Here is a 12353-nt window from a genome sequence, read left to right as displayed (position 1 = left end):
GCTCGGAATCAGCTCAGCGACTTCCCCACCTGCTCCAGCATATCCTTCGACAGTCCCGGCACCGACAGGATCCGGTCCAGCTCCGCTCGCATCAATTCGCCCCGCGCCCGGTCGAACCGGCGCCAGCGGCCGAGCGGGGGCAGCATCTTGGCGGCGGTCTGCGGGTTGATCCGGTCCAGCGCGATCAGCTGGTCGGCGAGGAACCGGTATCCGGCACCGTCCGCCCGGTGGAACGCCCGCTGGTTCATGCTGAACGCCCCGATCAGCGCGCGCGCGCGGTTGGGGTTGGTGAGCGTGAAGTCGCGATGCCCGGCCAGTTCCTCGACCTGTTCGAACGCATCGGCCCGCGTCGACAGCGCCTGGGTCGTGAACCATTTGTCCAGCACCAGGCCATTGTCGCGATACCGGTTGTAGAAGATGTCGAGCGCGGCGATCCGGTCGTCCGACTCCGAATTGACCAACGTCATCAACGCGCCCTGCCGGTCGGTCATGTTGTCGGCCTGTTCGAACTGGGCAAAGGCGATGGCGTCGGCATCGCTCGCCCCCGATGCGGCGATATAGCCCAGCGCCACGGTGCGCAGCCGGCGCTTGCCCTTGGCATCGGGGCTATATTCGAACGCGTCCGCCTGCGTCGCGGCATAGGCGGCGCGCCATTCGGGCAGCAGCGCGCGACCGATATCGGCCCGCAACGCCTCGCGCGCGGCGAAGATCGCGTCGGGATCGACCACGCCCATCTGGTCGCCGACGAAGCTGTCGGAGGGCAGCAGCACCGCCTCGGCAACGAACGCCCGGTCGAGGCGATCGTCGGCCAGCGTGTTGGCGATGGCGTCGATCACCGCGCGATGCTCGCCATGGCCGCTCGCGACCGAGGCGACCAGCGTGTCGAGCATCAGCTGCTGCATTGCCTCGTACCGCGCGAACGGATCGTCGTCATGTGCGCTCAGGAACGCGAGGTCGGCCGAGGTCCGGTCGGTTTCGACGATCACCGGCGCCGAAAAGCCGCGATTGATCGACAGTACCGGGCGTTCGGTGACCGTTTCGAAGGTGATGGCGGTCACGTCCTGATCGAACAGGAACAGCTGTTCGTCGCTGAGCGGCCGGCCGGTCTCCGCGCCGAACAGGCGGAGTTTCAGCGGCAGGACCATCGGCTGCTTGTTATCCTGTCCCGGCGTCGGCGGCACGCTCTGGCGCAGCGACAGCGTGGCCCGCCCGCCGCCGGCATGATGCTCCAGCGTCGCCGACACGCGCGGGGTTCCGGCCTGGCTGTACCACAGGCTGAAGGCGGACAGATCGACGCCCGAGGCGTCCTCCATCGCCACCACGAAATCCTCGCAGGTCGCGGCCGTGCCGTCATGGCGGCTGAAATACAGGTCGGTACCGGCGCGAAACGCTTGGTTCCCCAGGATCGTCGCGATCATGCGCACGACCTCCGCCCCCTTGTTATAGATGGTGGCGGTATAGAAGTTGCTGATCTCCTGATACGCATCGGGCCGGATCGGATGGGCGAGGGGGCCGGCATCCTCCGGGAACTGCGACGCGCGCAGCGAGCGCACATCCTCGATCCGCTTGACCGCCGCCGACCCCTGATCGGCCGAGAATTGCTGGTCGCGCAGGACGGTGAACCCCTCCTTCAACGACAGCTGGAACCAGTCGCGACAGGTGACGCGGTTGCCCGACCAGTTGTGGAAATATTCATGCGCCACGACGGCAGCGATGCCGTCATAGTCGTAATCGGTCGCGGTATCGGGGTCCGCCAGGATGTAGCGGCTGTTGAAGATGTTCAGCCCCTTGTTCTCCATTGCCCCGAAATTGAAATCGTCGACCGCGACGATGTTGAACACGTCGAGGTCGTATTCGCGGCCATAGACCCGTTCGTCCCACGCCATCGACGTCTTCAGCGCGCGCATCGCATGGTCGGTCTTCGCCAGATCGGGCGCGCGGACCCAGATGCCGAGCTGCACCTCGCGGCCCGAAGCGGTAACGAACTGCGCATGGTTGGCGACCAGATCGCCCGCGACCAATGCGAAGAGATAGCTGGGCTTGGGGAACGGATCCGCCCATTCCGCCCAGTGGCGACCATCGCCCAGATCGCCCGACGCCACCGGATCGCCATTGGCCAGCAGCACCGGGAAGCGCGCCTTGTCGGCGATCATCTTCACGCGATAACGGCTGAGAATGTCGGGCCGGTCGGGGAAGAAGGTGATGCGGCGAAACCCCTCCGCCTCGCACTGGGTGCACAGATTCCCGCCCGAGGCGTACAGCCCCATCAGCTGGGTATTGGCCTGCGGTTCGATCACGACCTCGGTCGTCACCTCATGCCGGTCGCCGGGCAGATCGAGGACCAGCGCGCCCTCCTCCAGCCGCCAGTCGTCGAGCGACACCCCGTCGACCAGCACCGAACGCGGCGTCAGGCCATCGCCGTCCAGCCGCAGCGGTTCGTCGCCGTTCCGCGTGACAATCAGCGTCGCGGTGACGCGGGTCGCCTGGGGGTCGAGATCGAATTCCAGAGCGATCTCCGGCACATGCCATGCCGGCGGGCGATAATCGCTGCGGCGGATGACGGGCGGGGTCGTCGGGGTACGCGTCGCATCGACCATCATCATTCTCGACCTTCATTCGCATTCGGACCCCGCGTTGCGCGGGGCCACGGCACAAGCTACGCCTGTATCTATGATCGCTTGTCGAAGGATTCCAATGTTCCGTCCAGCCTTGTTGCTCGGTCTTCTCATCAGCACCGCCGCCATCGCGCAGGATGCGCCGCCGGCTCCCGCCCAGCCTGCTCCCACTGCCGCCGAACTTCAGGCGCGCAATGGCGAGATCAACGCCGTCCTGCCGCCCGCGCAGGCGGCGATGAAGGCGCATGTCATGTTCCTTGCCAGCGACGCGATGCGCGGCCGCGATGCCGGCTCGCCCGAATATGACATCGCCGCGCAATATGTCGCATCGCAATTCTATGCCGCGGGCCTGCGCCCGGCGGGCGACGATGGCAGCTATCTGCAGCGCGTACCGCTCATCAAGGTCGGCCCGGCCGACATGGGCAAGCTGAGCCTGAACGGGCAGGCGCTGACCTTCGGCCAGGATTATCTGCCGGGCATCAATCCGGCGGCGGCGGATACCACGCTGGCCGCACCGGTCGTCTATGTCGGCTATGGCGTGTCGTCGCCGACGCGTGACGATTATGCCGGCCTCGACGTGCGCGGCAAGATCGTGGCGGTGGTGCGCGGCGCGCCCACCGGCCTCGACAGCGAGGAAGCGGCGCATTTCGGCGGCCTGCCGACCAAGGCGGCGATCGCGAAGGCGAAGGGCGCGGTCGGCATCATCGCGCTCCAGACCCCCGAAGTTTCCGCGCGGATGCCGATGGCCAAGACCGTCGCCACCGCCCAGCCGACCAGCGTCACCTGGGCCGAGGCGGACGGCAAGGGCCACATCATGGGCGGCGGCGTGCCGACGCTCGCGACGCTCTCCGCTGCCGGTGCCGAAAAGCTGTTCGCCGGATCGGGCACGACCTGGGCCAAGGCGGCCGCCGCCCTGCCGGGCAAGGGCAAGTTTCGCGGGCTGGCGCTGAAGCCCCGGCTGGACGTGGCGATCAAGACCGTCACCACCCCGCTGCCCAGCTACAATGTCGCCGGCCTCCTGCCGGGCAGCGATCCGACCGTCGCGCCGGAAACGGTCGTGCTGTCGGCGCATCTCGACCATGTCGGCGTGGGCGCTCCGAACAAGAAGGGCGACACCATCTACAACGGCGCGATGGACAATGCGGTCGGCATCGCCTCGTTGATCGAGGAAGCCAAGCGCTTCAAGGCATCGGGCAAGGCGCCGCGCCGCTCGATCCTGTTCCTCGCGGTCACCGCCGAGGAAAAGGGGCTGGTCGGCTCCGATTACTTCGCGCACAACCCGACGATCGCCAAGGTGATGCCGGGTGCCAAGATGGTCGCCGACGTCAATCTCGACATGCCGATCATCACCTACAAGTTCACCGACGTTATCGCCTTCGGCGCGGTGCGTTCGACGCTGGGCGATATCGTCAAGCGCGCGGCGGCGACGGCGGGGGTCAGCTTCTCGCCCGATCCGATGCCCGACATGGCGCTGTTCGTACGCTCCGACCATTATCGCTTCGTGCAGCAGGGCGTACCGTCGGTGTTCCTGTGGCCGGGCACGTCGGGGCCGGGCAAGGCGGCGGTCGATGCGTTCTTCGCCAACAACTATCACCAGCCGTCGGACGAGGTGGTGCAGGGGCCGCCGATCGACTGGGAATCGGGCGAACGCTTCATCAACGTGAACTATCAGATCGCCCGCGACATCGCCGATGCCCCCCAGCGTCCGGCGTGGAACAAGGGTGATTTCTTCGGCACGCTCTATAACGGCTACGGCGCGAAGTAACCGCCGCTGCCCCATGACGTCGCCCCAGCGCAGGCTGGGGCCTCCCCGTGGCGGGCGTCGCACTTCGCCACGGGGAGATGCCAGCCTGCGCTGGCATGACGATCTTTCGCGCGACGCAGAAGGAATTGTCGATGCGTGCCCTGATACCGCTGCTGCTGCTCGCCTCCACCGGAGCGTTCGCCCAGACCGCCCCGCTGACCCCGGACGAAGCGGCAATGCGCGCCCATGTCGCGTTCCTCGCCTCCGACGACATGAAGGGCCGCGCGCCCGGCACCCCCGAATATGACCGCGCCGCCGCCTATGTCGCCGATCAGATGCGCGCGGCGGGCCTGCAACCGGCGGGTGACGACGGCACCTATCTGCAACGCGTGCCGCTCGCCTCGGCGGTGCCGGCGGGGAACGGGAGCCTCACCGCCGCCGGACGGCCCAAGCTGACCTTCGGCAGCGATTACCTGACCTCGACCAGCTTCCTCGAACCCGATCTGCGCCGCTCGGGCGAAATCGTCTTCGTCGGGCGTGGCGTGGTCGATGCGGCGAACGGCATCGACGATTATGCCGGCCTCGACGTGCGCGGCAGGATCGTCGCCTATCTCTATGGCGCGCCCGCCAGCCTGCCGAGCGAGATCCGCGCGCATCTGGGCAGCGGCGATACCAAGCGGGCGACGGCGGCGGCGCATGGCGCGATCGGCGTGATCCAGATCGAGAATACCGAACAGACGCATCGCTATCCCTTCAGCTACCTGATGTCGGTCTATCGCAGCCCGCGCATGACATGGGTCGGCAAGGACGGCCAGCCGCATGTCGCGGGCAGCGGCGCACCATCGATCGCATCGCTCAGCGCAAGCGGTGCGGCAAAGCTGTTCACCGGCTCGGCGCTCGACTGGGCGGCGGTCGTGAAGGCGGAGGCTGCCGGCAACCCCGTGCCGCGCGGCGCGACCGGGGTGCGCGTGACGACGCGCCAGCGTTCGAAGGTCACGCGCTTCGCCAGCAGCAACGTCGTCGGCGTCCTGCCCGGCAGCGATCCCGCACTGAAGGGCGAATATGTCGCGCTGTCCGCGCATCTCGACCATATCGGCATCTCGACCGACCCGACCCTGCCCAAGGGCGCGGACGTCATCAACAACGGCGCGATGGACAATGGCGTCGGCACCGCGGCGATGATCGAAGTCGCGAAACAGTTCGCCGCCGACCCGCGCAAACCCCGCCGCAGCCTGGTCTTCGTCAGCGTGACGGCGGAGGAAAAGGGGCTGATCGGCAGCGAATATTTCGCGACCCATCCGACCGTGCCGGGGACGATCGTCGCCGACGTCAATCTCGACATGCCGATCCTGTCCTATCGGTTCGAGGATATGGTCGCGATCGGCGCGGACCATTCGACCGTTGCGCAGGCGGTGGCACGGGCGGCAGGCAAGCGCGGCATCGCGCTCAGCCCCGATCCCGAACCGGAAGAGGCGATCTTCGTCCGCTCCGATCATTACAGCTTCGTCAAGGCGGGCATTCCGGCGGTGTCGCTCGACACCGGGTGGAAGGGGCCGGGCAAGGCGGCGGTCGCCGACTTCCTCGAGCATCGCTACCACCAGCCGGGCGACGACATGAACCAGAAATTCGACTGGACGGCGGGGCGGATATTCGTCGCGATCAACCACGACATCGCGCTCGACCTCGCCGATGCGGACGCCCGGCCGCGCTGGAACAAGGGCGATTATTTCGGCCTGCTGTACAACGGCTATGGCGCGAAGTGAGCGTCAACCTACCCGCCGCCGCCTCACCACATACGTCATCCCGGCGCAGGCCGGAATCTACCCGTTGCACGAACGCGCGCCTCGCCGCGGAAGGCCCCAACCTGCGCTGGGGCGACGATAGAAGAGCAGGGGCCTTTCCTGCCCCCACTTCCTTGCCACGAACGTCATCCCAGCGAAGGCTGGGATCTCCCCGTTGCATGAACGCGCGCCTCGCCGCGGGAGGCGCCAGCCTGCGCTGGGGCGACGACAGAAGGGAAGGCGCCTTTGCTGCCCCCGCTCCCTCACCACACACGTCATCCCGGCGCAGGCCGGAATCTCCTCGTTGCATGACCGCGCGCCTCGCCGCGGAAGACCCCAGCCTCCGCTGGCGCGACGATAGAAGGGAAGGGGCCTTTGCTGCCCCATCTTCCGCACCACACACGTCATCCCAGCGAAGGCTGGGATCTCCCCGCTGCATGAACGCGCGCCTCGCCGCGGGAGGCCCCAGCCTGCGCTGGGGCGACGATGGAAGGCAACGGGTCTTTGCTACAGGCATGACCGTGCCCCCGCGCAGGCGGGGGCCTAGGGTCACGAACGGACCCGGTCGTTGCCTGGCTCTGTACCCCTGCCTGCGCGGGGGTACGGCCGGGACGGGAATAAGCCGATGCGCCTCCTGATCTTCGGCATGGGCTATGCCTCCCGCGCCATCGCCGCGCGGCTTGTCCCCCATGGCTGGCGCGTCGTCGGCACCACCCGCGACGGCCGTGACGGCACCATCGCCTTTGCCGACCATGACCGCGTGGCGTTCGAAGCGCGACAGGCGACCGCGATCCTGTCCAGCGTGCCGCCTGACCGGGACGGCGACCCGGTGTTGCGCGACTATCGCGACCTGCTTGCCGGGCCGACGCTCGCCTATCTGTCGTCGACCGGGGTGTATGGCGATGCCGGCGGCGGCTGGGTCGACGAAAGCGCGCCGATCGCCGGCCGCCGCGCGAACCGCAACGATGCCGATGCCGCATGGCTGGCGCTGGGCGCACGGGTGTTCCGCCTGCCCGGCATCTATGGTCCGGGCCGCTCCCCGCTCGAACGGGTGGCGGCGGGGGAGGCGCACCGCGTCGACAGCCCCGGACAGGTGTTCAGCCGCGTCCATGTCGCCGATATCGCCGATGGCGTCGCGCGCGGGCTGTCGGGGCCGGCGGGTGCCTACAACCTGTCCGACGATTGCCCCGCGCCCCAGAACGATGTCGTCGTTTATGCCGCGCGGCTGCTGGGCCTCGAACCGCCGCCCTTCGTCGCGCTGGCAACGCTCAGCCCGATGGCGCGCGCCTTTTATGGGGAGAACCGGCGGGTGGCGAACGGGCGGGCGAAGCGGGTGCTGGGCTGGCGGCCGGCCTATCCCGATTACCGGTTCGGCCTGCGCGCCTTGAGTGCCACGACCAGCCCGGCGAGCGCCAGCGCCGCCCCGGCCCCGGCGAGCGGCGACCAGCGATAGCCCTCGAACAGGGTCGACAGCAGCATCGCGATCACCGGCACGACGACGCCGTTATACGCCGCCTTGGCCGGGCCGATCACGCGGATCAGCCCGAAATAGAGGGTGAAGGCGACCGCCGACGCGACGATGCCCAGATAGAGCAGCCCGCCGACATAGGCCCATCGCCAGTCGAATACCGGCGGCCCGACCGTCGCGGTGGCATAGCCAGCATCGATGCCGGCCCCGATCAGCATGGCGATGCCGAGCAGCGGCACCATCGGATAGGCCTTGGCGGTCGGCGTCGCCTGCATCACATTCGCCGCCGATGCGGAGAACACCCCGGCCAGCGCGATGGCCAGGCCGAGCAGCACCGCACCGCCATTTTCGGGATGGACGCGCGCTTCGTGCAGGAACAGCAGGGCGACGCCGCTCAGCGCGATCGCCGACCCGACCAGCAGCTGCCGCCCCATCCGCTGGCCGAGGAAGATGCGGGCGAGGATCGAATTGGGCACGATCAGCAGCGCATACATCAGCGCCACCAGCCCGGACGTCACATATTCCTCGGCACGATAGACGAAGTTGAAGTTCAGGCAGAATTGCGCGACGCCGAGGCCTGCGGCGAAGAACAGGCCCCGCCGGTCGAGCGCGATCCGGTCGCCGCGCCACCATGCCCATAGCAGCATCGTGACGCCGGCGATCAGGAACCGATAGGTGACCGACCATGACGCCGGTACCACGCCCAACTGGTCGCGGATCACGATCCACGTCGATCCCCAGATCAGCGTGACGATGGCGAACGGGATCAGGACCGCCGGGGTCGCCGAACGCGGGGTATCGGTCATAAGTTCGCGATCGCCTGCGCCAGCGGGGCGACGGTCGCGGCATCCTGGTCCCACGCCACCACCAGCCGCGCTTGCCCCACGCCCCAGTCATAGAAATCAAAACCTTGCGCGCGCAGGCCGGCGGCTTCTTCGGCGGTCAGGTGCAGGAACACCTCGTTCGCCTCGACCGGATGGACCAGCCGGTCCCCCGCCGCCTGTGCCAACATCGACGCGCCCTTGTTGGCGGCGCGGGCATTGGCCAGCCACACATCCCCGTCCAGCATCCCCAGCAACTGCGCCGCCAGGAACCGCCCCTTGGACGCCAGCAGCCCCGCCCGCTTGCGCCGATAATGCGCAACCTTCGCCAACTCCGGCCGAAAGAACACCAAGGCCTCCGCCGACATGCCCCCATTCTTGATGAAGCCGAATGACAGCGCGTCGACACCCGCCTGCCACGTCACCTCGGCGGGCGTGCAACCCAGATGCGCCACGGCATTGGCGAAGCGCGCCCCGTCCATGTGCAGGCCCAGCCCGCGTGCCCGCGCCAGCGCCCCGATCGCGGCGACTTCCTGCGGCGAATAGACCCGCCCGGCCTCGGTCGCCTGGGTGATCGAGATGGCGTGCGGCTGCACCTGATGCACGTCGTCGCGGATCGTCGACAGGAACGCCTCGATCACCGGCGCGTCGAGCTTCGCACCGTCGCCATCTAGCAGCGTGAGCTTCGCGCCATGGGTGTAGAATTCGGGCGCGCCACCCTCGTCGTTCTGGATATGCGCCTCTCTGTGACAGACGATGCCGCCATGCGGCGGGCACATCGCGGCGAGCGCGAGGCAGTTGGCCGCCGTTCCGCTCGGCACCCACAGCACCGCGACCTCGCAATCGAACAGGTCGCCGAAGCGCGCGTCGAGCTGCCGGCTGAGCGCATCGCCGTCATAGGCGGTATCCTGCCCGTTCGCCGCGACGATCGCGTCCAGCACGGCGGGGCAGGCGGGGGCGGCATTGTCGGAGAAGAAACGCATGGCCCTGCCTTGGGCGGATCGGCGATGGGGGTCAACCGGGCGTTGTAACGGCCAGCGTCTTCCATTTCCGTCACCCCGGACTTGATCCGGGGTCCCGCTTCCTTTCGACGGTCTCAGAAGAAGCGGGACCCCGGGTCAAGCCCGGGGTGACGAGTGTGGGATGTGCGTCACTCCAACCGAAGGCTGGGGTCTCCAGCGGCTCCTGTCCCCCGCTATCTGCAAGAGATGCCAGCCTTCGCTAGATGACGCGTGTTGGTAGCAGGCGGGGCACCGTGACGCCTATTGCTGGTCCTCTTCCGGCGGGCGGCGGTCGTCCGGCGGAACCGGTTCCTCCTCGCGGCGGCGGCGGTCGTTGGGGCCGAAGCGGACCTGTCCGTCGCGGTCGAGGGAGACGTCGAAGCCCGGCCCCTCGACCGTCATCGGCCCTTCGTCGGGAATGCCCAGCGCATCCTGTACCGCGTCGATGGCATTGTCGATCGGTTCGGGCTCGGGCGCGGCCACCGGCACCGGATCGCGCAGGTTCAGCGCCTGCCGCATGAAGTCGCGCCAGATGCGCGCGGGCAGGCCGCCGCCGGCCAGCCCCGGATTGGTGCTGTTATCGTCATTGCCGAGCCACACGCCCGCGACGATCCCGCCGGCATAGCCGACGAACAGCGCATCGCGATTGTCCTGCGTCGTTCCGGTCTTGCCGAATGCCTCGACCGGCAGGTTGGCGGCGACGCCGGTACCCTGCCGGATCGACGCGGCGAGCAGCGTGCGCATCCCCTCCAGCTCGTCGCGCGACAGGGTCCGCCGGGTCGAGCGCAGCCGGTCGAGCCAGCTCGGTTCATCCTGCTGCGCAAGGCCGCGCGGGATCACCGGCGCCTCACCCGCCGCGATCGCGGCATAGGCGCTGGTCAGTTCCAGCAGCGAGGTGGTCGAGGTGCCGAGCGCGATCGACGCTTCGTTGGCGATCGGTGTCGTGATGCCAAGGTCGCGGGCGGCGCGGATGACGTTCTTGACCCCGACTTCCTTGATCAGGCGCGCGGCGGCCACGTTGCTCGACCGCTGGAACGCGCGTTCGAGGGTGATCGTGCCGAGATAGCGCCCGTCGCTGTTCTTGGGGCTCCAGTCGCCGATGGTGACCGGTTCGTCGAGGACCTGGCTCTGCGGGGTCAGGCCCGAACGCAGCGCGGCGAGATAGACGAACAGCTTGAAGGTCGATCCGGGTTGCCGCCGTGCCTGTACCGCACGGTTGAACGGGCTGGCCGCATAATTCTTGCCGCCGACCATCGCGATGACCCGGCCATCGGGGCGCATGGCGACGATGGCGACCTGGGTCTGCTTCAATCCGGCGTTGCGCACCGCGCGTTCGGCGGCGCGCTGCATTCGGATTTCGAGGGTCGTCGTGACCTTGCGATCCGCACCCACGCCGCCTTCGCGGTCGCGCGCCTGCGGCAGGACCCAGTCGGCGAAATAGGTGCCGGACGGCAGGGTGCTGTTGTCGGTGACGCGCAACACGGCGGGCTTGACCCGGTCGGCTTCGGCCGGGGTCAGATAGCCGGCGGCCTCCATCGCACCGACGACCACCGCCTGTCGCGCCCGTGCGCCCTTCAGATTGCCGGTGGGGGCAAGGCGCGAGGGTGCCTTGACCAGCCCGGCCAGCATCGCCGCCTGTCCGACGGTCAGATCCTTGGGCGCGCGGCTGAAATAATGGCGGGCGGCGGCGTCGAGGCCATAGGCGTTGTCGCCGAAATAGGCGTTGGACAGGTACCGGGACATGATCTCGTCCTTGGTCAGCCAAGCCTCCAGCCAGAACGCGATCAGCACTTCGCGGATCTTGCGCGCGGCGGTCCGGTCCGAATCGAGGAACGCGTTCTTCGCCAGCTGCTGCGTGATCGTGCTGGCACCCTGCCGCACGCCGCCCGCCGCGGTATTGGTCCACATCGCGCGGGCGATGCCGCGCGGGTCGATACCCCAATGGGTACGGAAGCGGCGGTCCTCGATCGCCATGAAGGCCTCGGTGACATGCACGGGCAGCTTGGTCGCGTCGACCGGCTTGCCGATATTCGCCCCCCGCCCGGCGATCGGGGTCCCTTCCGCCGACAGCAGCGTGATCGACGGCGGGGCGGGCGGTTCGAGCGATTTCGACAGCGGCGCGGTCAGCGCCAGCCAGCCGATGGCGAGGATCAGCAACAGGATGAACACCCCGAAGCCGCGCATGACCCAGCGCAGCCACCAGCGCAGCGGGCGGCGCTTTTTGGTCGCGACCGGCGCTTGCGGGGGCGGCGGCGGATCGCCCGCGCCGGGAAAGCTGCGATCGTAATCGGCCAGCGCATCGTCGAACGCCGCCAGCCGCCGACGCCGCTCCAGCGCCTCGCCCGTCAACGGGGTCGACAGGCGCCCGACCCGGCTGGGATCGATCGGGCCGGAGGGCGGGGACGGGGGATCGTAAGCCATGACAGACCCCGTGTATTACCGGTCTGATACAGCCTCGGCAAGGCACGTTGCGATGGGGCGAGGGTGCAGGGAGGACCGTGCGCGGAACCGCGACAAGGCCCAGACGCTAAACGCTGGCAACAACGGGAGAATCGCCGTGGACGACGATCGCATCTGGAATTTCGAGGAAAGCCTGTGGACCGCCGATGCGGCGCATTACGAGGAATCGGTCGACGACGAATGCCTGATGGTGCTGTCGACGCCGCCGTTCGTCTTTACGGGGCAACAGGCGATCGAGGCGGTCAAGGACACGCCCCGCTGGGAACAGGTGTCGCTGACCGAACGCCAGGTCGCCCGCCCGCAGGAGGGGCTGATCGTCGTCGCCTACAAGGCGGAGGCGCACAAGGGTGGCGAGGGGTACACGGCTTATTGCACCTCGACCTATCGCTGGATCGAGCATGGCGTGTGGACTGTGGTCCAGCACCAGCAGACGCCGCCGCTGACGTCGCAGGGCGGTTGACGT

General features: G+C 68.2%; 8 protein-coding genes. 4 read left to right on the top strand and 4 right to left on the bottom strand.

All coding sequences use genetic code 11. From position 1 onward, the window contains the following. Positions 1 to 8: 8 nt before the first annotated feature. The gene (gene pepN / locus MF609_RS01910; protein ID WP_242415151.1) at positions 9 to 2597 is read right to left on the bottom strand and encodes an aminopeptidase N; all 2589 of its coding nucleotides are present in this window, start codon (positions 2595 to 2597) and stop codon (positions 9 to 11) included. Between the two features lie 97 nt (positions 2598 to 2694). On the opposite strand from pepN, the gene MF609_RS01905 reads away from it, so the two are divergent. From MF609_RS01905 to MF609_RS01895, 3 genes are all read left to right on the top strand, one after another. After that, positions 2695 to 4380 carry a M20/M25/M40 family metallo-hydrolase gene (locus tag MF609_RS01905; protein ID WP_242414633.1) on the top strand — a complete coding sequence of 562 codons (1686 nt, stop codon included), beginning with the start codon at positions 2695 to 2697 and terminating at the stop codon, positions 4378 to 4380. Positions 4381 to 4475: 95 nt separating this feature from the next. Further along, positions 4476 to 6122 carry a M28 family metallopeptidase gene (locus tag MF609_RS01900; protein ID WP_242414632.1) on the top strand — a complete coding sequence of 549 codons (1647 nt, stop codon included), beginning with the start codon at positions 4476 to 4478 and terminating at the stop codon, positions 6120 to 6122. A gap of 643 nt (positions 6123 to 6765) precedes the next feature. After that, positions 6766 to 7593 carry a Rossmann-fold NAD(P)-binding domain-containing protein gene (locus MF609_RS01895; protein ID WP_242414631.1) on the top strand — a complete coding sequence of 276 codons (828 nt, stop codon included), beginning with the start codon at positions 6766 to 6768 and terminating at the stop codon, positions 7591 to 7593. On the opposite strand, the gene MF609_RS01890 is transcribed toward MF609_RS01895, so the two are convergent. The 3 genes from MF609_RS01890 to MF609_RS01880 form a co-directional block, all read right to left on the bottom strand. Then, on the bottom strand, positions 7503 to 8414 hold the full coding sequence (locus MF609_RS01890; RefSeq protein WP_242414630.1) for a DMT family transporter: 912 nt from the start codon (positions 8412 to 8414) through the stop codon (positions 7503 to 7505). The genes MF609_RS01895 and MF609_RS01890 overlap by 91 nt on opposite strands. Then, positions 8411 to 9412, bottom strand: a complete 1002-nt coding sequence (locus MF609_RS01885; protein ID WP_242414629.1) for a threonine aldolase family protein — start codon at positions 9410 to 9412, stop codon at positions 8411 to 8413. Before MF609_RS01885 ends, MF609_RS01890 begins: the two co-directional genes overlap by 4 nt. Before the next feature lie 279 nt (positions 9413 to 9691). Continuing rightward, on the bottom strand, positions 9692 to 11851 hold the full coding sequence (locus tag MF609_RS01880) for a transglycosylase domain-containing protein (RefSeq protein ID WP_242414628.1): 2160 nt from the start codon (positions 11849 to 11851) through the stop codon (positions 9692 to 9694). Positions 11852 to 11987: 136 nt separating this feature from the next. On the opposite strand from MF609_RS01880, the gene MF609_RS01875 reads away from it, so the two are divergent. Beyond that, positions 11988 to 12350, top strand: coding sequence for a DUF4440 domain-containing protein (locus tag MF609_RS01875; RefSeq protein WP_242414627.1), 363 nt, complete (start codon positions 11988 to 11990; stop codon positions 12348 to 12350). The last annotated feature ends 3 nt before the right edge of the window (positions 12351 to 12353 follow it).

The sequence above is a fragment of the Sphingomonas panni genome (genome assembly GCF_022664435.1).
In the GTDB taxonomy this organism is placed as follows: Bacteria; Pseudomonadota; Alphaproteobacteria; order Sphingomonadales; family Sphingomonadaceae; genus Sphingomonas; species Sphingomonas panni.
Note: the sequence above shows the minus strand (reverse complement) of the source record. Positions and strands in the feature narration are given on the sequence as shown.